This window comes from Bacillus sp. GM2 (assembly GCF_056155945.1).
Window position 1 is genome coordinate 737,087 of sequence record NZ_JBRKSZ010000008.1, and the last position, 22,532, is coordinate 759,618.

Annotated in this window: 19 protein-coding genes; 6 read left to right on the plus strand and 13 right to left on the minus strand. The window is 42.3% G+C overall.

Annotated features, from left to right (window positions below; genetic code table 11):
- The first annotated feature begins 18 nt into the window (after positions 1-18).
- Positions 19-285: a hypothetical protein gene (locus tag ACVC9U_RS18335; protein WP_003178502.1), complete on the plus strand. Its 267-nt coding sequence runs from the start codon at positions 19-21 to the stop codon at positions 283-285.
- 120 nt (positions 286-405) lie between these two features.
- Here the strand turns inward: ACVC9U_RS18335 and ACVC9U_RS18340 are convergent, their stop codons facing one another.
- The 4 genes from ACVC9U_RS18340 to ACVC9U_RS18355 form a co-directional block, all read right to left on the minus strand.
- The gene (locus tag ACVC9U_RS18340; RefSeq protein ID WP_003178500.1) at positions 406-597 is read right to left on the minus strand and encodes a YbxH family protein; all 192 of its coding nucleotides are present in this window, start codon (positions 595-597) and stop codon (positions 406-408) included.
- Between the two features lie 16 nt (positions 598-613).
- A complete protein-coding gene (locus ACVC9U_RS18345) occupies positions 614-862 on the minus strand; it encodes a sigma-G-dependent sporulation-specific acid-soluble spore protein CsgA (RefSeq protein WP_003178498.1) in 249 nt (82 codons plus the stop codon).
- 70 nt (positions 863-932) lie between these two features.
- Positions 933-2,159 (minus strand): MDR family MFS transporter, encoded by a 1,227-nt coding sequence (locus ACVC9U_RS18350; RefSeq protein WP_009330322.1) that lies wholly within the window; start codon positions 2,157-2,159, stop codon positions 933-935.
- Positions 2,143-3,360, minus strand: coding sequence for an ATP-grasp domain-containing protein (locus ACVC9U_RS18355; RefSeq protein WP_003178495.1), 1,218 nt, complete (start codon positions 3,358-3,360; stop codon positions 2,143-2,145). The genes ACVC9U_RS18350 and ACVC9U_RS18355 overlap by 17 nt, the downstream gene beginning before the upstream one ends.
- Before the next feature lie 122 nt (positions 3,361-3,482).
- Between ACVC9U_RS18355 and ACVC9U_RS18360 the strand changes: the two genes are divergently transcribed.
- From ACVC9U_RS18360 to ACVC9U_RS18380, 5 genes are all read left to right on the plus strand, one after another.
- Positions 3,483-4,379 (plus strand): LysR family transcriptional regulator, encoded by an 897-nt coding sequence (locus ACVC9U_RS18360; RefSeq protein WP_003178493.1) that lies wholly within the window; start codon positions 3,483-3,485, stop codon positions 4,377-4,379.
- Between the two features lie 503 nt (positions 4,380-4,882).
- On the plus strand, positions 4,883-6,493 hold the full coding sequence (locus ACVC9U_RS18365; RefSeq protein WP_096747854.1) for a sensor histidine kinase: 1,611 nt from the start codon (positions 4,883-4,885) through the stop codon (positions 6,491-6,493).
- Positions 6,490-7,170, plus strand: coding sequence for a response regulator (locus tag ACVC9U_RS18370; RefSeq protein ID WP_096747853.1), 681 nt, complete (start codon positions 6,490-6,492; stop codon positions 7,168-7,170). Before ACVC9U_RS18365 ends, ACVC9U_RS18370 begins: the two co-directional genes overlap by 4 nt.
- Before the next feature lie 2 nt (positions 7,171-7,172).
- The gene (locus ACVC9U_RS18375) at positions 7,173-8,132 is read left to right on the plus strand and encodes a tripartite tricarboxylate transporter substrate binding protein (protein ID WP_096747852.1); all 960 of its coding nucleotides are present in this window, start codon (positions 7,173-7,175) and stop codon (positions 8,130-8,132) included.
- 204 nt (positions 8,133-8,336) lie between these two features.
- Complete coding sequence (locus tag ACVC9U_RS18380; RefSeq protein WP_096747851.1) at positions 8,337-9,635, plus strand: citrate:proton symporter; 1,299 nt, start codon at positions 8,337-8,339, stop codon at positions 9,633-9,635.
- A gap of 399 nt (positions 9,636-10,034) precedes the next feature.
- On the opposite strand, the gene ACVC9U_RS18385 is transcribed toward ACVC9U_RS18380, so the two are convergent.
- The 9 genes from ACVC9U_RS18385 to ACVC9U_RS18425 form a co-directional block, all read right to left on the minus strand.
- The gene (locus ACVC9U_RS18385) at positions 10,035-11,405 is read right to left on the minus strand and encodes an amino acid permease (RefSeq protein ID WP_441391371.1); all 1,371 of its coding nucleotides are present in this window, start codon (positions 11,403-11,405) and stop codon (positions 10,035-10,037) included.
- Between the two features lie 293 nt (positions 11,406-11,698).
- Positions 11,699-12,418, minus strand: a complete 720-nt coding sequence (locus ACVC9U_RS18390; protein WP_441391372.1) for a YjjG family noncanonical pyrimidine nucleotidase — start codon at positions 12,416-12,418, stop codon at positions 11,699-11,701.
- Positions 12,419-12,440: 22 nt separating this feature from the next.
- Positions 12,441-13,391, minus strand: coding sequence for an aminoglycoside phosphotransferase family protein (locus ACVC9U_RS18395; RefSeq protein ID WP_441391373.1), 951 nt, complete (start codon positions 13,389-13,391; stop codon positions 12,441-12,443).
- Positions 13,392-13,487: 96 nt separating this feature from the next.
- Positions 13,488-14,324, minus strand: a complete 837-nt coding sequence (locus tag ACVC9U_RS18400) for an aminoglycoside 6-adenylyltransferase (RefSeq protein ID WP_441391374.1) — start codon at positions 14,322-14,324, stop codon at positions 13,488-13,490.
- A gap of 555 nt (positions 14,325-14,879) precedes the next feature.
- On the minus strand, positions 14,880-16,019 hold the full coding sequence (locus ACVC9U_RS18405; protein WP_142238621.1) for an erythromycin esterase family protein: 1,140 nt from the start codon (positions 16,017-16,019) through the stop codon (positions 14,880-14,882).
- A 4-nt stretch (positions 16,020-16,023) separates the two neighbouring features.
- Positions 16,024-18,174, minus strand: coding sequence for a peptidase domain-containing ABC transporter (locus tag ACVC9U_RS18410; RefSeq protein WP_075753547.1), 2,151 nt, complete (start codon positions 18,172-18,174; stop codon positions 16,024-16,026).
- Entirely contained in the window at positions 18,171-21,248 is a 3,078-nt protein-coding gene (locus ACVC9U_RS18415; protein WP_075753545.1) for a type 2 lanthipeptide synthetase LanM family protein, read from the minus strand. The genes ACVC9U_RS18410 and ACVC9U_RS18415 overlap by 4 nt, the downstream gene beginning before the upstream one ends.
- Before the next feature lie 94 nt (positions 21,249-21,342).
- The gene (locus ACVC9U_RS18420; RefSeq protein ID WP_154495770.1) at positions 21,343-21,516 is read right to left on the minus strand and encodes a class II lanthipeptide, LchA2/BrtA2 family; all 174 of its coding nucleotides are present in this window, start codon (positions 21,514-21,516) and stop codon (positions 21,343-21,345) included.
- 287 nt (positions 21,517-21,803) lie between these two features.
- The gene (locus ACVC9U_RS18425) at positions 21,804-22,448 is read right to left on the minus strand and encodes a DsbA family oxidoreductase (protein ID WP_075753543.1); all 645 of its coding nucleotides are present in this window, start codon (positions 22,446-22,448) and stop codon (positions 21,804-21,806) included.
- Positions 22,449-22,532 lie beyond the last annotated feature (84 nt).

Genomic DNA, 22,532 nt, shown 5'->3' on the forward strand with positions numbered 1-22,532 from the left:
TCGAAAGGGGTTATGACCATGAAGCAAAAGAATCTGATCTCAGGTCTCGCCGTTGTCGCCGGAGTCACCGCATATATGCTCAAAGACGAAACAAACAGACAAAAACTGAAATCGTACTTGCAAAACGTCAAAGAAAAGATCCCTTACTTTTCGGAAAAACACAACGTAGATTCATTCCCGGTTGAAAAAGCAGGACACCCGTCTCCGCATGATATCGAAGATAACAAAATGGTATCGGAAGGATCCATGTACCCTGTTCAATACTACGACGAAAAGAAAAAATAGCGATGCATGAGCTGTCATATTTATGGCAGCTTTTCTGCTGCCGTTCTAAAAAACTGCAAGCGGATTATAGATATAAAAATCCAAAAATAAAAGCCGCCCGGTCGGCAGCCTCTTCAAGCCTTATATTTTATTTTCATAACAATAATGATTGACAAGCTCTTCAATTAAATCATGCTCTGGAAACTCCCCGTGAAACTCAAAGGGAATCTCCTCGACAAACCGGCCGCGCCGGTATACATGGATCGCACCGTTTTGTCTGGTCACGCTGTATTCCGGTTCAAACGTGTATCCGTTCCGCTCTATTGCACCCATTGATCATTCCCGCCTTTCAAAACAGCAGTTCATACACTTCGTTTAATTCTCTTGTCCGTTTATGGTCCTGTTCATTCAGCGCATATTTCATCTCATGTTCAAGCACTTGATTCAGAAATTCCATTTCCCGCTCCTCCAAGTGCTCGACAAACTCTTCCTCATTGGCATATCGCCCGGAAACGATTTTTCTGTAAATGTTTTGTCCTATGCCGTGTTCAAGGTGATTCGACAGTGACTCACGGAGGTAGCCCAATGTTGTGTCCATGATTCATACTCCTTTTTTACCTTTTAGGTTGGGTAATTCTTAATGATTCATGCATAAGCGGCCTAAATTTTCAATAAGAAAAAGGCGATACACCATAATGCTGTGCAGATAAAAACTTTCTCCTTCCCACATGGTAAGCGCCTAAAGCCAAAAAGACTGAACACGCAGCAATAAGAAAGACGGCTTTTCCCCCGTACAAGGCAAGCATCATCCCCCCCAGCCAAGGCCCTAAAAACTCACCGATGTTGTATAAGTTTTGCATGCCGTAATACGCGCCCTTCATATGATCCGGAGCCAGCTCGTCCAAAAGGACATTCATTGAAGGAAAACATAAAATTTCGCCGATTGTCAGAACAAACATCGAAAGCATAAAAACAATCCAGCCATTTGCGATAGAAAAACCGATATTCCCCAAAATGCAAAAAACGGTTCCAATTGATATTGTTGTTAAGGATTTATACCTCTCAAATAAACGGGTGAGCGGCACTTGTAAAAGGATGACCGTCACCGCGTTTAACGTGATTAAAGTCGAAAATATTTTAACTCCGTTTGCAAAGTCGTTATTTAAATACTGCAGCAAAGTGCTTTCCATTTGCGAATAGCTGAACAAAAAAAGGATGCCGCCGGCTATGTATAATCGAAGAGCCTTGTCTTGCTTTAACGTCTTCAAAACTGAACCTGCCTGGACTTTTTCAGGAGCGATTTTTGTCTCTTTCACCGTGGTCAGCCGAATCATCATCAAGCTCAAAAGTATGGCATAGCCAAAATAGACCAGCCCTGTGATGATAAACGGCGTTCCGGTTTTGGCAAGACCAAAATAAGCGCCCAGTAAAGGGCCGACAGCAGCTCCAACATTGATGGCCAAATACCGCAAAGAGAAAATGCGGAATCTCATCTCCCGTTCTGATAACTCAGCCATCAAAGCCTTTGACACAGGTTCAAAACACGAATGGCAAAGCCCGCTTAAAATATTCAGCAATAAAAACCACATGAAATCATGAACAAGTCCAAAAAGAATGAATACAAAGCTCCAGATGAAAATGGATGAAAGCATCACTTTTTTTCTGCCGATTTTATCTGAAAGCGCTCCTCCGACTACCCCTCCTACAGTGCTTGAAAAATAGCCTAAACCGATGACAAGCCCGATGGTTCCAAAATCGGCTCCCGTTTTCATATGGAGATAGAGCGCCAAAAACGGGGTTGTCATCGACTTAGCCGCCTTCGTGACAAGCGTGCCTATCAGCAAAAATCGGATCAACGGATGAAGGCGGCTGAATGCTTTAAATTGCGCAAACATCCGAATTCTTTTCCCATACGGTATGATCATGGAACCACGTTGCAAGCCGGCTGATACGGCCTCTCAATTCGGCTTCTGTGCGTCCGATAATTAAACAGCTTGCAATTGCGTCTACACTGGAAGACGAGCCGTGGAACCTGTCTCCGGCTTGAGCGGATATATTTTGTTTCGCTATCCAGTCTGCGGCTGGCGCAGGCTTGATTTCTTTCAGCACGCCGTCTTTCGGCGGAATCAACAGCCAGCCGCTTAGGCGGTCCGGATTGTTGTCCACCTCCGGTATATGAAATTCCAGGCCGCATTGCGCTTTAACACACACTTCATTGATATCAAAACCGAAAGTCTGCGCAGTTGCTTCACGGACCATAGCGCCGCCGGTTCTACTGGCCACTTCACAAAACACCAGTTCATCATCTGGTGTATGAAACACTTCAGCATGGAATGTTGTGGTATTCGGAACAGGAAGGGCAGCAAGCGCTTTTTGAACAAAATCAGTCAACCGCCGGGTAAGCGGATTTTTCAATTCAAGCTGGAGGCTGCCTAAAAACTGATGATCTTGAAACGCCAGACACCCGTTGATATAACGCGACGGCCAGCTGAGGACAATTTCTTCATCAAGGATGAGGCCGTCTATATGATACATATCCCCTTCGATAAACGACTCAACTTCCAGATGATCGGGAAGACCTTTCGCAAGAAAATTCCACACGTCCTGCCGATTCCTTAAAACGGTTGTATCAACAGACCCCGATCCGTAAATAGGCTTAACGACCACAGGAAAACCGAAAGTTTGAACAAACTTATATAAGTCGGCCGCCGAGTCGATTTTCTTAAAATCTGGAACCTTCACACCGGCTTTTCTTACTTGCTCTTTCATTAATATTTTGTTGCGGAACAGCAGAGCACTTTTGTAAGACTGCCCTTTTATCCCCAAAAGCGACCTCAGCTTCCCCGCCCTCAGCATATCAAATTCCGAGGATGCAATAATCGTTTTAAAGTGATACGTTTCATTCAGCTCCAAAGCGCGCATTTCGATGCATCCATTAACCGGATAATCGTCAAATGCTTCGATCACATCATAATTCCTGCATTCATCCGCACGATCGGTTGAGGTCAGCATCGCCACCGGTTCATCCAGTCCCTTCAGCCATACATCATACGGAGACTTGCTATAAGCTGTTTTATTTAAGATAAGCGTACTCATAACAATTTCTCCTTTCTTGTAATACATGTTTTTCAACTTTATAATAGTAAAAGTATTTAGATAACTCTAATATATCTTTATCTAGTATTAATAACTTTTATTTATAAATAGAGGTGTGAAATATGAATCTCCATGCACTGCGATTGTTCTATTCGGTCGCTGAAACAGGCAGTGTCACTCAAGCCGCCAAACAGTTAAGTATCAGCCAGCCCGCCGTCACCTCGCAAATTAAGAAATTAGAACGCGAGATCGACTGCACCTTATTCGTTCCTAAAGGCAGAGGGATCCTGCTGACACAGTCCGGCGCAGAGCTTGCAAAACAGGCCAAGCGGCTGTTTTCACTTGAAAAAGAAATTGAATCGTACGTGGAGCAGTTAAGGGAAGGGTCAATTGGAAAACTGCGTATTGCCTCCACCTTCCTCCCCGCCAATTATTTGCTGCCAAGATGGCTCAGCCGATTTAAACAGCAATTTCCGAAAACGGAAGTTGAAATCACGACAACGAATTTTCAAAAAGCTTGTGAACAGCTGATCAACTACGAAGCGGACATTGGCCTGATCGGCGGGACAACGGAATTCGGCCCCTTCTTAAAAGGAACGCTGCTTTTGGAAGATGACATGTTATTCGTAGTCAATCAAAAACATAAATTCGCCTCAAAACACGTGGCATTAGAGGAGATTGTAAAAGAACCTTTCGTCTTTCGCGAGGAAGGAAGTTTTTCGCGGGAAAAATTGATTTCGCTGTGCAACCTGCATAACGCGGGAAAACCAAATATGGGTGTACAAATAAACGGATTAAACGAAACAATCAGAACGGTTATGGAAGGATACGGTGTAACATTCGTATCCGCTCTTGAAGTAAACGAATATATCGCCCGCGGAGACATCGCAAAGGTTCATGTTGATAAAGCCGTAATAAAGAACCCGATTTCGCTATGTGTAAGGACGGAAGACCATCTATCTCCATCTGCCCTTAACTTTATTCAAATGATCGATTCGACCGATGAATATCCTCTATAACGGACGTCATCTCGATTTCCATTAAATGGGTTCTTTACAAAGCTCGACCGGCTGTGGAACGCCGTAAACTGCCGGGGGTTGTACTGTTGAATATTATTGAGCGCATGTTTGGTGAGGTGTTTTAGTAGTCAACAGCAGCAGACGGGCCGTCTCAATGTGTGAATCAATGGTTTTTCAATTTATGACAACAACACAAGGAGCCAGCAGCTATTCTCGGGGCGGTGTTCGCGAGGACAGCTGCTTCCTTCAATCGTCATGCGAAGCTCCGTCTTGTGGCCGGAGGCAGACTTTCTTCTGGATTTAGACCTATATGTGGAATAAAACCGGATCCCAGCTTAAGAAACTAACAGCACACTGTCCTACGCCTGATCCTGCATTATGAAATCATCACTTATAAGATATACTTGGGCTTTTTCGTTATCTTGCAAAGGATATTTTTAAAAATGCCAAAATTTCCGAATAAAAAGTGGTATGATTTTTGGTAGAAAGGACGGCTGGTGCCTGTGGTCAAAAAACGGGTAAATTTTTCTCTGCAAACAAAAATTATGGGCTTGATTGCAGCACTGCTTATCTTAGTAATCGGCTTGCTGACAGTCACGTTTGCCGTTCAGCAAACAAAAGAAGGAAGAAAACAGTCCGAACAGCTTGCCGTTCAGACTGCAAAAACCATTTCTTATATGCCTCCGGTAAAAGAGCTCTTTCAAGAGAAGCGCGGGCATAAGGAAGAGGCGCAAGAAGTCATTGAACAGATGAAAGAACAGACTGACGCCTATACTATTTATGTCCTCGACGAAAAGGGAGAGATTAAAATCGCCTCGGAAAAGAGAGGAGAAAAGAAGCTGACAAGAAGCAGAAAGATCTTGTTCGGCGGCTCTCACATCTCTGAAACAAAAAACGATGGCCGCATAGTGATCAGAGGAAGTGCGCCGATTATCCAGGAACAAAGTGGTTACAGCAAGGTCATCGGCAGTGTGTCTGTTGATTTTCTATTAAACGAGACAGAACAAGGCATTAAAGAGAATGTAAGAAAATTGAGCTTCATGGCTGTTCTCGTTTTGCTTTTAGGATTTGCGGGTGCCGCCGCTCTTGCCAAAAGCATTAGAAGGGATACGCTTGGCCTTGACCCCCAAGAGATCGCATCTCTTTACCGTGAACGAAATGCGATGCTGCGTGCGATTAAAGAAGGGATCATTGCCACCAACCGCGAAGGAGTCGTCACAATGATGAACGTATCGGCATCAGAAATGCTTAAGCTTCCCGAACCTGTGGTCAACCGGCCAATTGATGACATCATGCCCGGAGCCGGACTAATGTCTGTCCTTCATCAGGAGCAGATGTTGCTGAATCAGGAGGTCTGCGTCAACGATCAAGTCTTTATTTTAAATACAAAAATGATGCTCCAAAACGGGCAAACTTACGGAATTGTCGTAAGTTTCCGTCAAAAGACCGAATTAAAAAGGCTCATTGACACGCTGACAGAGGTGCAAAAATACTCTGAAGATCTCCGCGCGCAAACACATGAATTCTCAAATAAGCTTTATGTGATCCTAGGTCTGCTTGAGCTAGGTGAGTATGAAGCAGCGATCGACCTGATTAAAGAGGAATACGCCATTCAAAATGAACAGCACGACATTTTATTCAAAAACATTCATTCACAGCAGGTGCAGGCTATCCTGTTGGGCAAAATGGGAAAGGCCTCAGAGAAAAAAGTTAAGTTGTCCATTGATGAAAACAGCACGCTTGAGCCGCTTCCTGAGCATATCGGGATGTCTCATCTCATTACGATTATCGGGAATTTAATTGATAACGCTTTCGAAGCCGTAGCTGAGCAAAATGTGCGGCTTGTTTCATTTTTCATCACGGACATCGGCCGCGATATTGTCATAGAAGTGTCTGACACAGGATGCGGCGTGGCGCCTGATAAGATGAAAGCCATCTTTGAAAGAGGATATTCTTCAAAGGGAATGAAGAGAGGCTACGGGCTGGCCAACGTAAAGGAATCTTTACGTGAACTCGGCGGTTGGATAGAAGTGTCCAATCAAAAAGGCGGCGGAGCGGTGTTTACCGTTTTTATACCGAAGGAGAAGCAAACACGAAAGGGGGAATCCATTTGATTGATATCCTGATCGCAGAGGATGATTTCCGTGTAGCGCAAATTCATGAAAGATTGATCGAACAGCTTGATGGATTCAACATTATCGGTAAAGCGGCCAATGCCAAAGAAACAATGGAAATTCTCGAGGTCCAAAAGGCCGACTTGCTGCTATTGGATATTTACATGCCGGATGAGATAGGCACAGAATTGATTCCTGTCATCCGAAACCGCTTTCCGGAAGTGGATATCATGATCATCACAGCAGCAACCGAAACATGTCATTTACAGGAATCGCTCCGGGCAGGAATTGCGCACTATTTGATTAAGCCTGTGACTGCCGAAAAATTCAAACAGGTGCTGCTTCAATATAAGAAAAAAAGGCAAACACTGCTTTCTCAGCCACAGGTCAGCCAATCAATGATTGACCAAATCTTCGGAGGCTGCTCCAGCGGATCCCGTCAAGCTGAGGATTTGCCGACAGGTATCAATTCGATTACACTGCAAAAAATCAGGGATGTTCTGCAAGACGCAGCCAAAGGAATGACAGCCGAAGAACTCGGTGAAAAAATGGGGGCTTCACGTACAACAGCCCGCCGCTATGCCGAATATCTCGTGTCAAAAGAAGAAGCGTGCGCTGAGCTGGAATATGGAATTATCGGCAGACCGGAGAGAAAATACTATTTGGCGGATGAATAAACATGAAAAACTTTGCGATCATATTGATATGTCTATCGATCTTAATTTCGGGAGATGAAAGACAATCGTCCGCCCCGCGTCCCCCGGAAGGGCCGGTTGAAATCGTCGTACCTGCTGAGCCTTCCGGCGGCTGGGATTTAACGGCTCAGGCGATACAATCAGTCCTTAAACAAAAACAAGTGATAAAAAGCGACGTGAAGATCGTTTATAAACCCGGAAGCGGAGGTGACAAAGGCTGGAAGTATATAAATAACAGCGATACGTACACCATCGGCATGACATCCAGCTTAATGCTCAGCAATTACATTCTCGGACAGAGCAAACTGAAAACAGACGATTTCACCCCGCTGGCGATTCTTGCAAAAGAATGGCAGACGATCGCTCTTCCAAAAGGAGCGGAAATAAAGAGCGGAAAGGGTTTGCTGAATGAGATCAAAAAGAATCCCGGCAAGGTAAAAATCGGTTTTTCCCCCGGACTTGGAAATGATGACCAGCTGTCATTCGTCAGGGCGGCCGATATGTACGGAGTTGACCCTTTTAACATTCAATATTTACAGTATGAAAGCAGCGAAGAGCTCATTCAGGCGCTTATCAGACATGAAATTGACGCCGCTTCAATGACTCTATCAGAAGCTAAAACATATGAACGGAGCGGCAGCATCACACTTGGGGCTGTTACTTCAGACAAAAGGCTTCCCGCTTATCCGCATGTACCGACGTGGAAAGAGCAGGGCATCCCGTTTGTATTTTCCCATTGGAGAGGTGTATTAGGCCCGAAAAATATGACCAAAGAAGAAATCTCCTACTGGGATCAAGTGTTTAAAAAGATCACATCTTCGCCGGAATGGAAGCAGAAAATAAATGAACAGGAATGGGAAAGCTATTATTTAAACAGCAAGGAGACGAAACGATTCCTTGAGGAGCAATCAGCATTTTATCAAAACATCATGGCTGGGGATTAACCGGGTATTTCGCGTCTGCGGAATACTTTTTTTATGTACTTAAAAATGGTCAAAAAGAACAAAATGGTTTTAAAAAATTAAAAATACATAAAAACCAAATTATTTACTTCAGAAAGTTCTTCTCATATGATGACAAAAAGGCAAGGCTTAAGGGGAACCGGAGAGAAAAAAATGTAAGCGGATTCATATGAGAGGGGGATAACTGTGTTAGCAATTTTAGGTTTTTTCATGATGCTTGTGTTTATGGTATTGATCATGACAAAACGGCTTTCTGTTCTGACGGCATTGGTCTTGACACCGATAGTGTTTGCGCTGATCGCCGGATTCGGATTCAGCGATGTCGGCGACATGATGGTTTCTGGGATTCAGCAAGTCGCGCCAACCGCAGTTATGATTATGTTTGCAATTTTATATTTCGGGATTATGATTGATACTGGCCTGTTTGATCCAATGGTCACAAAAATATTAAAAATGGTCAAAGGCGATCCGTTAAAAATCGTCGTCGGCACTGCGGTGCTCACGATGCTAGTCGCATTGGACGGAGACGGATCAACAACATATATGATTACAACGAGCGCGATGCTCCCGCTCTATTTGCTGCTTGGCATCCGCCCGATTATATTAGCGGGAATCGCAGGAGTCGGCATGGGGATTATGAATACGATTCCATGGGGAGGCGCAACACCGCGGGCAGCGAGTGCGCTCGGAGTTGACCCGGCTGAATTGACCGGCCCGATGATACCTGTCATCGCAAGCGGCATGCTTTGTATGATCGGAGTTGCGTATATGCTCGGAAAAGCGGAGCGAAAACGCCTCGGCGTGATTGAACTCAAACATCCGGCTGGTGCCAATGAAACGGCCGCTGCTGCGGAGGATGAGTGGAAGCGTCCGAAGCTTTGGTGGTTCAACTTATTGTTGACGCTGTCATTGATAGGGCTTCTTATATCAGGAAAAGTAAGCTTGACCGTTCTGTTTATTATCGCGTTCTGCCTCGCATTGATTGTCAATTATCCAAACCTCGATCATCAGAGACAGCGAATTTCGGCGCATTCGAGCAATGTATTGGCTATCGGCTCCATGATATTTGCCGCAGGGGTCTTTACCGGAATACTAACAGGCACAAAAATGGTAGATGAAATGGCGATTTCGCTTGCATCTATGATTCCTGAACAAATGGGCGGCTTTATTCCGATGATTGTAGCCTTAACAAGCGGCATTTTCACTTTTCTAATGCCAAATGACGCGTATTTTTACGGAGTGCTCCCGATTTTATCAGAAACCGCTGTCGCATACGGTGTTAATAAGGTCGAAATTGCAAGAGCCTCCATCATCGGCCAGCCGATTCACATGCTGAGCCCGCTTGTGCCTTCAACACATTTGCTTGTTGGGCTTGTCGGGGTTTCCATCGACGATCATCAAAAATTTGCGATAAAGTGGGCGGTGCTCGCTGTCATCGTGATGACAGGATGCGCGCTTCTCATAGGATCCATATCAATTTATTGATTGTGTTGATCGCTTCAATGTCCTTATGAGGGCGATACACGTATCGCGTCAAACCTTTTCACATAGCAGCTTTTTTTCAGCTTGCAGAGACACTCCTGTTTTCTGCGGGCTTTTTCTTTTGGAGGGAAAAAGATCTCCCTTATACCTTTTCATAAGACTTTACTGTGTGGCTTGGCGTCTTCATGAATCACAACATCTTTCGGACCCGGTGTTGGATATGCCGTTGCTTGAAATGGCACCCAGAGGCGCGCCGGAGTGGGCGGGTTTCCGCCCATCATTGACGCCCGTATTGAAACACAGCCAAGCTTATAAAAAAAGAACCAGGAGCTGGTTCTTGAGCATAGCGCCTGAGAAGGCTGCCAATAACATCTCGACAGCCCCAAGCCCTTAAAAATTTCATTATTTATTCCCATCAGCTGAGGCACGCTTGCCAATTCCAAACACATAATAGCTGGCGGCAACAACCGCAAGGAAAATAACCCCGACAATCAGAGACACGCGTGTGTCATTGTTGAACCACATGCCCACCAGTACCATAAGCAGGAAACCAATCGTCAAATAGTTCGTCACTGGGGCGAAAGGCATTTTGAACGGATGTTTGTCAATTTCAGCTCCTTTTGCTTTTCTGAATCCGATATGGCTGAGCAGAATGACAAACCACGGAATCATCCCCGGGAGCACGCTCGCACTGTATACATACACAAAAATATTAGGCGGCGCAATATAATTTAAAACGACGCCGATTGCCAAACCGATCAGGACGGCAATCGTCCCGTATAACGGCACGCCATTTCTGGAAATCTTCGTAAAGAATTTTGGCGCTTGGCCGTTTACTCCCAATGTATAAAGCATGCGGCCCGCACTGAAAATGCCGCTGTTGCAGCCGGACATTGCCGCCGTAATGACGACGAAGTTAATAATGCCGGCTGCCGCCGTAATTCCGACTTTCGAAAAAGTGGATACAAACGGACTTCCAATTGCATTCAGCTCATCCCAAGGATAGACTGTGACAATCACGAAGATGGCGCCAATATAGAAAATTAAAATACGCCAAATAATACTTTGGATCGCGTGTCTCAGCGTGTTTTGCGGATCTTTTGCCTCCCCCGCCGTAATTCCTATCAGTTCGACCCCTTGATAAGCGGCGATGACCAGTGACAGCGCAAAGAAGAATCCTGAGAAGCCGCCTGTAAAGAAACCGCCGTGCGACCAAAGGTTTGAAAACCCGATCGCTTGTCCGCCGTAGCCGAATCCAAAGAAAATAATCCCGAGCCCCGCTGCAATCATTAATACAATTGTAACGATTTTAATCATCGCAAACCAAAATTCAAACTCACCAAATGATTTAACAGAGACAAGGTTTGCTCCACCGAGAATCGCCATTGCGATAATGCCCGGTATCCAAGCGGGCAGATCCGGAAACCAGTACTTCATGTACTCCCCGACGGCGATGATCTCGGACATCCCAACAATCACCCACTGAAACCAGTTGCTCCACGCGGTCATATATCCAGCCAACGGATGTATATATTGATGGCCGAATGTCGCAAATGAACCGGTGCTTGGCTCTATATATAGCATTTCCCCCATTGCACGCATAATAAAAAAAATAAAAATTCCGCAAATGGCATAAGCAAGCAGGACGGAAGGTCCCGTCCACTTTATCGTGCTAGAAGATCCCATAAATAAACCGACGCCGATAGTGCCGCCAAGCGCAATCATTTGGATGTGGCGCGCGCCCAGGCCTCTCTTCAATTCTTTGTTCGCCACTTCTTTTCCTCCTCTTACACGGCTGATGTCACCCAAAAACTATATGATGACAAAGCATCTTCCTCGTATTAAGTAGTAATAAAAATCTGATAATTCCAATTAAGTATATATCTCAAAATTCACTTATTCCATCATAATAAATTCCCTCCAAAAATACAATTGTTTTTTCCAGGAAAACAAATTTTACTCTATCTATTTATTAAGAAACAACTATCCCAATATAAAGAATATTCTTACAATATAAAAAAGCAGTACGCATCTTGAATAACCAATCAAAATGCGCCCGTTTTCCCTTATAAACAATGGCCGGCGGCCGATTCTTTTTCAATGTTTAAAATATAATACAACTCATCAAGTTTTTGTATTTGATAGGTTGGTACAATACCAGTGTCATTTGCTATCATGCCCGGATTCATCCAGCATGTATCCAATCCGGCCAGCCGCCCCCCTTTTATGTCCGCTGTCAATGAATCCCCGATGATCAGCCCTTGATCGGCAGAAAAATGAGGAATTCGTTCAAAAACGTAATCAAAGTATTCTCTCATCGGTTTTTGAAAACCGGTGTCCTCTGAAACAAAAATCCCTTTAAACATCGGGTATAATCCTGAAGCTTGCAGACGCTTATACTGCGTTTTTGAAATACCGTTCGTTACGATATATAAATCATATTGATCCTGCAGGCTTTCAATTAATTCAAAAGCGCCGTCTATCAGCTGATGCCCTTCTTCAAGGAAGCTGCGATACTTCTCCTCAAGCAAAACGCCGTCAGCCTCTAGACCATATTCTTTGAATAAAAGGGAGAAGCGTGTGTTCACCACATGGCCGCGGTCTATCTCCCCTTTTTCAAACGACCTCCATAAACCTTGATTGATACGTCTATAATTCGCTTCTATTTCATCTGTTAAAGGAATTTGCTGTTCCTGAAAAAGATTCCGCAGTGCTGACTTTTCCGCCGCACCGAAGTCTAGTAGTGTATCATCCACATCAAAAAATAAAGTACGATAATTTTTCACAGGGGTTCCTCCGTTTAGCTTTTTAGTAGTTGATCTTGCTGTCCTCTATGGCCTCAAGCTCGTTTTTCAGCAAGCTCATCGTCTCTGCCTTTTCTTTCTCTGTCTGAATGTCAAACGCCAGCTGCTCTGTAAACTCCCATATGTCCTCCAGTCTTCGCCTGATCTGATAAAACCGCAAAGCGTTCTGATCAATTTCAAACCCTTTATGAATCTCGCGATAAACCCGCAAAAACTCTTGTACATACGGCTGATTGGCAAAAAACATCAGATCTGCTTCAACAGGGGCCAGTTTCAAGCCCTCCCAATCGATCAGAATCAATTCCCCGCCCGTTTTCATCATCAAATTCCAGCCATGAACATCTGTATGGCACAAAGCCAATCTTCTGCCGCTGCATTTCAAATCATCCGCCAGAGATAAGGCTGACTCCATCATCTCGCGGATTGCTCCGCTGTAGGGTTGAATGAGTGTCGCCAGCTCACAAGGGAGGTGATCAAGCCATTGTTTCATCTTGCCTAAAAACGAAATATCATAGTTTTCTTTGATTCCTTCTGTCTTCAGCGGGATCGTCTCGTCATATCGGTGCAGCTCCGCTATGATGCTGGCGAGCTTCTCCGCGCAGCCTTTGTCGAGCGGCCGGCCTCCAATGGTTTCCCCGGCGATGTATTCATAAAGCACATAAACCGCATCATCATCTTCGCACTTGTATTCTCCAGTTGTTGTTAAAAGCGGCACAGGCAGCTTCCCGTTGAGAGCGGTGTGATCCCCCAGCCACTTGAGAACGGGGATGTAATCATCGATTAGATCTGTCCATTTCGCTGTCGATGCCCTATTTTTATCATACACTTTTAAAAAGAAAGCCGCTTCACCGTCGGTTACTTGATAAGCAAGTGCTGTCCACCCGCCTTGCTCGGGAGAAATGTTCACACTGTCGATTCCATAATGGTTCTGCAGCATTTTTTTAATACTGAACATTCCGTTCACCTCCGCAAAAAACACACTCCCGGCTCACCTGCCGGGAGTGCGGCCATCATCTGATTAGTCAATTACCTTTGCATCAGGTTTCAGCTGCTAAACGCGTCTCACGTACTGTTTGACTTTCTCGGCTTCTGCAAAAAGATATTGTTCAGCCAGATGTTCAGCGACTGCTGCCGCTGTCTCTTCAAACAGATCCCACATCTTAAACAAACTGTTCCATACACGCTCATAATCAGCTGGCGGATACGTCTCCAAAAGCCTTTCCCACGTATTTTGATCAACATAGCGATCAAGAAACTTTGCATTCTTGCCTATGCTCAGCGAAAAGCCCGTTTCAAAACCGACCTTCCATTCGAGCATTTTCAGCAGCATGGCCCTGACAAGGTTTAAATGATCGAGTGCATAAAGAATTTCCTGCCGCCACAACCCTTTGGCTACATATGTCGATGTCCACCAAAATTCATTGCAGCAGTCGGCGAAGCATTGCGGGGACGGTTTTTGCACCCAATATTCCCGATCCGTCGGCGGCGGGATAACGGGCAGGTCCTGATCCTTATCAAGCAGGATTACGGTCAATCCGTCTTCCCGGCAGTATTCCAGCTTTTCTTCAAGAGGCACAAGAATCAAATCAATGCGGCTGCCGTCAGTAAATAACATCAAATACGAAAAGCGGTTGCCAAGCTCATTCGGAAACAGCTCCATCGCTTCCGGCGTCTGCATGATGATCCGCTCCCCAAAAACGTCCACCCAGCCCGGCTGATCGAGAAAAGACTTCATATCTGTTACAACATAGACTATATCATAATCGCGAAAAGGGTCTTTCGGGACGTTCGGATTCGTCCGCGAACCGTTCATGCCGACCGTTCTGACACGGCTGTCCTCCCGTGCGACCTTCAGCACCAAATCGATGATTTCCTGCTCTGTACGCATGTATATAAACCTCCTCTTTTTAATGGTTATAGAAAAAGGTGATGAGGAGGTCCGCGAATACACGGTTATATGAAATGCTCTAGAAACGCCATCAATATATCCTCCCTCTTTTAGCGAATGGCTTTCAGGTAGTCTTCAAGGCGATCCAGCTGTGAAGAAAAGCCTTCGGCCATCCCTTTATCATGATTTGTTGAAGATCTTCCTCTCAAGAAACGGGGAACTCGTTACCAGTTTTGCATACCTTTGGAGTTCTTCAAATTTCTCCTCAACCACCATCTCCGGCATCTCGGGAACAGCATTCCCTTCCTCATCTGCCGAACATATCTTTTCATGGGTGTCCTGATAAACGCCTTTACCAAAAGTTATACGTCCAGGAAATTATCCTGGGTCTGACTTGTGCACTCCATGCAATAATCCCATTCACCATTCGATGAAAACCAAAAAAACAGCTTTCAGTTTGCCTCCCTTTGGCCGCCACCAGCTATAACGAAAAAGTTCTTTTCCCAACAAGGCAGAGATCTTCACCTTAGAGGTTATGCTTATCCCCTCAACATCCTATTCAACATTAACAACTGCTGGGGTTACTTTTTTAAAGAATAAAACCCCGTCATACTGTTGAACCGGCTTGAAAGAAATACGAAGGCCCCCTCCCTCAAAAGCCTTCCACTTTTTTCCCCCCCACCTTGAAGTGCATGGTATAAAAAAATTGGGATGGGGTGAATTGCTGAGCAGCCACTCCATGTGCTTTTTGTTAACTTTTTTGATAGGATGATCGCCCCCTTGGTTGTCACCCATTCTTCCTTCTCCCGCGTAAAGACCAATAACAAAACTGTCCTCTTTCATAAATTGCGGAAGGTTTTCTACAAATGATCGATATGGTGAAAACCGATTGACGCTGCTTTGTTTTTTGATGTGAAGGTTGTGAGCCCAAATGATAAATTTCTCATCAGGATAAACATGCTGAGATAAAAATTCAAGATTCTTCGCCATTAATTCATCACGATATTCAAACAATTTTGAAAAACCTTTTGTAAAATTCGCCTTAAAATAATTGAGTCTGTTTTTCATCGTCTGTAACACGACATCACGAAGCATAGCAGAGGGGAAAGTCTGTTTTTCAAGCTCCCTTATCAGTTCTTGGCCTATGCTTTCAATTTCTTCTACTGTTTTCCTAAAACGCCGCTTTAACATATAATCTTTATCGAGCATCTCATTTGTGCGCGTATCAAATGTTACAAACATTTTCCTGAGATCCCCTGTCAAATGCGAACGCATGTAGGAGGAAAAGTGCTTATCCATGCTCTGCTGAACATCAACGCCTGTTAAATGCAAAGGCTGCAGCTGTCGAGTTTCCTTCATATACTCAAACAAATCAAGCATAAATTCGTTTTGCCAAACTTTCCCGATGGAACCGGACATATTTTCTTTGGCACTAAGTTCTTCTGAAAGATAATTTCCTATGCTGCAATCTCCCAATTCACTTTCGAAAGCAAGAATACGAAATCCTAATTCCTGATGCAGATATTTGATCAAGCTTGCCTTCGCCTCAATGTACTCCTTGACGCAATGGCTGCTTTCACCAAGAAATACAAATCTTTTATTTCGCAATATCTCTTTTAAGAAGCCGAATTTATAACCATCAATCCCCCCAATATTAATCGACTCATCTCTTATTTCATCAAATAAATCATTCACTGTTTTAGCCTCCTCCCACAATCGCTTGGTCATTGTTTGAATTGTACAATTTGGTGTAAAATCCTTGGTTGCGAATTAATTGTAAATGGTTGCCCATCTCTTGAATCTCTCCGTCTTTTAGCACTAATATGAGATCTGCATCCTTAATCGTACTTAGCCTGTGAGCTATGACAATGCGCGTGCACTTTAATTCATTTAAATGTTGTTCTATGACCTTTTCATTTAAGTTATCAAGAGAACTGGTTGCTTCATCCAGCAATAATATTGAAGGGCTTTGCAATAAAGCCCTCGCCAGCATGATTCTCTGTTTTTGACCACCTGAAATATTCATCGACATTTCTGATACGGGAGTGTGGTAACCCATTGGCATTTCCATAATCTCGTCGTGTATTTGTGCAATTTTAGCCACCTTAACAACTTTATCCATAGAAGGATTCTTATCATAAACAGATATGTTATGAAGAATGGATTTATTAAAAAGAGTCGCATCTTGTGGTACGACACCAATATTTCTACGCAGCCATTGCTTGTCTAAGTCGAATAAATTGATTCCATCATAAAAGATTTTGCCGGCAGTAGGTTCATATAAACCAAGCAGCATACGTGCCAAAGTACTTTTGCCAGAACCTGAAGGACCAACGATAGCGACTTTTTGCCCCGCTTTTATTTCCACACTAATATGTTTAAGTACAGGTTTACTATACTGGGTATATGAAAAGCTTACATTTTCCAGTTTAATATTTCCAGTTAATTCTTTTGGTCTAATTGAGTTTTTTGGTGTTTTTTCCACTGGCGCTTCCAACACATCGTTAATTCTTTGCAAATAGGTGTCCATAGTGATCATGCTTTTTGCTGTTTCAACTAAAGAAGAAACCAAACCAAAAAATACTCCTGTCAATGAGTAGATCGCCACCATTGAGCCGGTGGTTATGTTTCCAAGTTGAACCTGATGTAATGACAATCCTAAAATAACCAAAGGTGCAGCCAGCTCTAAACTAACTATGTACGAATTTATGGTATTAGAAAAATATTCATTTTTTTTGAATGCATACAATACCTTTTTAAACAAATGCTCCCATTGATGTAAAACTTGTTTTTCAACTCCGGCCATTTTAATTCCGAAAATTCCATAGAGCGTTTCTACCTGAACTTCTTGGAATTTGGACTGCTCAGAGAGTTCTTCCTCAGCGCGTTGTTTAATTGCGTTTTGAGTAAAAGTCAACAATAATATGTTTACTATACCAAAGGCAATCACCCAACCTGCTAACCAAGGCGAAGTCATCGCCATGTATCCCAGTATAATAAGAACGAGAGTTGAATCTAGTACACTCATGATGGTCTGCTGAGAAAAAAGCTCTCGTATCATAATATGGGAGTTGGCTCGATAAACAATTTCGCCAAATGACCTTAACTGAAAATATTGAAACGGCAGATGAATTAAATGTCTAAAAAACCTGCTCATCAACCTCCAATCCAGATGCAACCTTAAATTAGTTAAAAAGCGGCCTCGCATGTAAGAAATAATCCCCTTAAATATAACCAAACCAAAAATACTAATGAAAAAAACAGTTAGAAATTCGTAATGATTCGGAATGGCAATTTCATCTATTGCAATTTTAGTGATAATCGGCATGGAAACAGTCAACAATTGAATAGACAGGGACCATACCAAAATAGAAAAAAGTAATTTTGGTTTTTCCAAAGTTATTTTTAAATAGGGAAGCCATACACTTTTAGGCTTTACTTGTATAAAGTTTTCATTAGGTTCAAGAGCTAGATAATAACCTGAAAAATGTTCAAGAAAAGCCTCTTCTGAATACGTGCATCGTCCTAATGCGGGATCAAGCACATGGTAGCCCTTTTTGTTTATTTTCTCCAATACAACGTAGTGGAAATGATCCCAATACACAATAACTGGTGAAGTAATCGAACTGATACGATCAGCTTTTAGTACATTTGCGGAAAATCCAATCCCGGTGGCCGTATTGGATAGAGCGAAGAGGGTAACTCCGTCGCGTCCGCCGCCCAGCCTTTCTTTCAGTTCATGAAAACCAACATGGCTTTTGTAATAAGACACTATCATGGTTAGGCAACATAAAGCACAATCAGTTTGAGCAATTTGTCTTTTAAGCGGCACTCTTATTCTGGTTTTCAATTATAGTCCCCCCCGTTCATTTGAAGGGTTAATATTGAAGGGACCTTTTCCGGGAAAGCAAGCCTTAATAAACCATAGCCTATACCTGCTTGTCCAAGCATTAAACCTAGATTTTTGACACCTGAAACAGTCCCAAACCTCACATTCCCTTCGGTAATGCTGCAGGCGACATCGCTGCCAATTTTTAATGCTGTTTCTTTTAAATTTTCACTTTGGAATTTATTCGCTGCCAAAAGAAGTAAATCTAAATTACCTAAATCTCCATGGCATAAGCTATGTGTTATGCCAAATCCACTTTTTAATGTTTGATTGACTGCCGCATCAATTTCATCCAGCAACTCAACATTATTCGTATAATCGCCCATCATAATTCGGCTCATTCCAATTCCAGCCGCTCCATGGCACCACATGGAATTTCCATTACGCTCGGTATTATCCCGTAAATCCAACCAGTTCTTTTCCTTTTTATTAAATAAGGATTTTTCATAATTCATGGAATCCATGAATGCTTTTTTGAAATCCTCATTTTTTGTAAACTTATATAATGCCATTAGGGCCCATGTAAATCCTGAAGAACCATGAGAAAGTCCTGAAAGTGGCTTGTCAAGCTGATTTGAACGCCATCCGGCACCATTCATTTGCTGCTCTTTTTTGTTCACAAGCAGCTTCCCGCACCTATTCGCAATATCCAATAAATAAGGTTCTCCTGTTCTTTTATAAAGGTGTATACATACTATGATCAGGCCGGCAGAACCACCTAGATAATCAAGCGATTGATCTTCTTCTATTGAGCCTAAAACTCTATTCAGCATTTTTTTTGCTTGTGTTAAATAGTCGCGGCAATGGAAAATAAAAGAGAAATTACTTAGTACATATGCGTATGCTCCATAACCGTAAAAGGCCGATAACGGAAATTCTAATGGATAGTTTTCCGCGTAATTTAAGGCTGAATTCAATGCTTTGTCAGCAATATTCTTATAGTCCTCTTTCTTAGTAACATGATATAAGTTCGCATAGAACAGTCCTACTCCAAGCAAACCATCATATAAATCAAATTCAAGCGGACTAAAAGCCAGTTGATCATTATAATTTTGATTGATCCCCAGCCATGTAACATCATCTTCCTTTCCGAAAATGGCGTGTTTTTTCATCTCATCGCCTATTATTTCTGCAACATCTAAAAATTGTTCAGGAGAATAGCCTGTTGTTTGATCATGAAAAGCATAGGTTTTATTGTTCGTGTTGTTATGGGAGTCATTATAGTGCGGGTATTGGGCAGCGAGAGAGTTTTGAATAAATTCGATTTGCATTTCCATATCACTTTTATTTAACGATTTTGCTTTTTTCATTAGACATTCAAAATTCGACTTTTCAAAAAAATTGCTTTTCACTTTACCCAATGGATGATACAAATCCACTGAATTAGTTTGACAATAAAAATAAGGAATATCTCCTTTTATGATATCTCTGCATTCATACATGATGACATCTTGATGTACCGGCCGGCTTTTCCCGCCAACCCATAGAATATTTATAAGCCGTTCTCTGCTGTATCCATCTTTTAAGTAATCCGGGTGATAACTCGAGTCTAAAAAGGTAGAATAAACTTGTGTACTTCTTAAAATGACCCTTACTCGATCATTTTTAAAGCAGCTCAACGGACTGTTTGAAGACAATAGCTCTTTTTTATGGTGAAGAAATAATGAATAGATGTCTCGAAAACCTTTAATAATTTCAGAAGAAAACTGCGAAGCTGATGCCACTTTCTCACTATCAAGAAAGGGCTTATTTTTACTGCCTTCCGAAAAAGCCTCAGCCTTAACTAACTTGATCTCATCTGTTTGAACATTTTTCACAGTAAAAGTATGTTGTCCAGTCGGCTGACCTTCATCTCCGCCAAGGCCGCTAATATCAAACCCTAATATACTTGATTTAATATATGTAACAGGTAGCATCCCTGTAGATAATACTGAGTCTATTAACTTATTGAATGCAATATTATATGCTGAAGATTCGTCCTGCAAGTCTTTTTCCGTATTTTGCACTAATCCTTCAAGGTCAATCAATACAGGATGTTCCCCGCATGCAATTAAATTTTCAAAATGAAAATCGGTGGCATTAAGCAAATATAATATTGCGATATATTCACCTTGCCTTTCATAAAAACGGGAAATTTCACTATTAGATTGACAGGGTTTATACTCTACATACTCCTGCCACCCATACTCGTTTTTACTTAAAATTTTTAATGTTCTTAAATTCCTGCATCCCCCCTTATTATTTATCCAATGCAAAAGCTCCTGAAAGTGTAAATCAACTGAGAGGGGCCTAGGTTTATAAACGATTTTTTTATTTGATTCAAAGTGAAGCACCATGACACTTCTGCCATCGTTATGGGAGTCGCCTAATTGCAAAGATAAAGATGCTAGCTTGTCTTCCCCTTTAAAATTGAATTTTTCCAATATTTCGTTCCTATCATTTGAAAAACGCATAACAGCTTCAGTAATGCTGTCTATATGATTTAATATAAATTCGCACAAAACTCTTGTTAGGACAGGAAATTGGCAAAGTATTTCGAGCCTTTTTTCCTTGGTTGACAACAAATGATTTACGTAATATTCATATCGTTCCTTGGGATTTTCTCCTTCAAGTCTTCCTTTTTCTCTTTCTTCATTTATATCTTGTATTAAAGCTCTAATGCCTAAATACCCTACATGCTCTTGTATATACGACATGATATTCTTTTTTAAATTTGCGATATCGCATATCATAGACAAATCACATTGTTTACTGAGTTGGTCTAATTTAGATTCCAAATAATCAAAAGACAGCTTAAAAAAATCCGAATAGAAGGATTGAAATTCACTGAACATATTTTCTTCATCTAAATATGACTTAAAACATTCTTCATGACCCCCATACTGTTGCCACAGATGAACCCATTCGCCTGATTTTTCATTTAAAAGTAGCTCGTTAACGGGTGTATCGGCATCGGTCTTTTTTCTTCTTTCTGAAGGATACAATGATTTGCTTTGAACGGTTTCTTTAATATCAAGATCAAATATTTTTCCCATATAACCAATCCCTTCTTAGAAAAATTCACTGACCAAATAGAGAGTTATCTCTAACTCTCTATATTGGCAGTGATATGATAGAATATTCAGAACTTTACATCCAGCATTTTCTCTTAAAACTTGGACAGTACTTTATACTCCATTTGCAAATTCTTAAGCTAACACAAACAACAGTGCTTTGCGGAGTAATCTCATCATTTCCTCCAGCTAAGTTCTTTAATTCCTCTTCAGATACTTTGCTTACAAAGTCCTTATTTTTCGTTTCCATCTTTATAACCTCCTTTCCTGAAAAATGATGAAATTCTAATATATGTAATAACACTGATGTCAATATAATCTATACCATATTTAATAATATATGTAAATGATTTGATCCTATTTTCATATTTTCATATGTGATTTTTCACCTTTATTTAAACTTGTCTTAACTTTATTTTTTCCCTCTTTATTCTGATTCAAATTCCCCCCTTTTGCACCAATCAATGATTTGTCCACCTGCGAAAAAAACCCTTTAGACTGTTTTTATCTAAAGGGTTCCAAGTATGCTGGTGTTTGTTAACAAGACTTCTCGTCAATGTCGCATTGCAAAACATCAGCAGAAATGTTTCGTCTTTCCTCTTCAATCACCTGTTCAAACACTTCCCTTGCCGCGGCTCCGGCTATCCGTTCATTGCCAATGATAAATGTCGGAACGGCCGTGATGCCGGCTTCTTCGTAAGCGTGTTGGAGCGCCGTCCGCTGCACGTCCTGATATGTTCTGGAGTTTAAAGCTTCTTTAAAAGCCTGCTCATCCAGTCCGGCTTCTTTAGCCAGCGCTGTTAATACGTCGATGTCGCCAATATTTTGATCTTCCTGGAAAAAGGCTTGATAAACCCGGTCATTGTACGCTTTCGCTTTACCGTGTTCTTTTGCAAAGTGATAGCCTTCATGAGCCAAATCTGTATAAGGATGCGGAGAGACATTCGGCAGCTTCATGTTGACGCCCCAAGCCTCGATTCGCGGCTTAATAGCGCCGTCCCACATTGCCAATTTTGATGGATCATTTAACGGATCAAGCTGCTCAGATGGACGCGGCCTCAGTTCGAATGGCAGCCACTCGACTTCCACATCTTTGCCTTCGATCGCTTTTTCGAATTGGTCTTTTCCGAGGAAACAAAATGGACAGACATAATCGGAGTATACTTTAATATTTATCGTCATGTTTTTCTTCCTTTCTTATATTCCATCAACCATATGTAACAATAATAGTTACAATCATCTCTCCTGTCAATCTTTTTAGCATGA

Excerpts from the sequence above, each read along its gene's own strand:
- ACVC9U_RS18400 (WP_441391374.1), bottom strand. The coding sequence starts at position 14,324 with ATGCGTACAGAGCAGGAAATCATCGATTTGGTGCTGAAGGTCGCACGG.
- ACVC9U_RS18350 (WP_009330322.1), bottom strand. The coding sequence starts at position 2,159 with ATGTTTGCGCAATTTAAAGCATTCAGCCGCCTTCATCCGTTGATCCGA.
- ACVC9U_RS18335 (WP_003178502.1), top strand. The coding sequence starts at position 19 with ATGAAGCAAAAGAATCTGATCTCAGGTCTCGCCGTTGTCGCCGGAGTC.
- ACVC9U_RS18395 (WP_441391373.1), bottom strand. The coding sequence starts at position 13,391 with ATGTTCAGTATTAAAAAAATGCTGCAGAACCATTATGGAATCGACAGT.
- ACVC9U_RS18375 (WP_096747852.1), top strand. The coding sequence starts at position 7,173 with ATGAAAAACTTTGCGATCATATTGATATGTCTATCGATCTTAATTTCG.
- ACVC9U_RS18420 (WP_154495770.1), bottom strand. The coding sequence starts at position 21,516 with ATGGAAACGAAAAATAAGGACTTTGTAAGCAAAGTATCTGAAGAGGAA.
- ACVC9U_RS18360 (WP_003178493.1), top strand. The coding sequence starts at position 3,483 with ATGAATCTCCATGCACTGCGATTGTTCTATTCGGTCGCTGAAACAGGC.
- ACVC9U_RS18340 (WP_003178500.1), bottom strand. The coding sequence starts at position 597 with ATGGGTGCAATAGAGCGGAACGGATACACGTTTGAACCGGAATACAGC.
- ACVC9U_RS18415 (WP_075753545.1), bottom strand. The coding sequence starts at position 21,248 with ATGGGAAAAATATTTGATCTTGATATTAAAGAAACCGTTCAAAGCAAA.
- ACVC9U_RS18355 (WP_003178495.1), bottom strand. The coding sequence starts at position 3,360 with ATGAGTACGCTTATCTTAAATAAAACAGCTTATAGCAAGTCTCCGTAT.
- ACVC9U_RS18425 (WP_075753543.1), bottom strand. The coding sequence starts at position 22,448 with ATGACGATAAATATTAAAGTATACTCCGATTATGTCTGTCCATTTTGT.
- ACVC9U_RS18345 (WP_003178498.1), bottom strand. The coding sequence starts at position 862 with ATGGACACAACATTGGGCTACCTCCGTGAGTCACTGTCGAATCACCTT.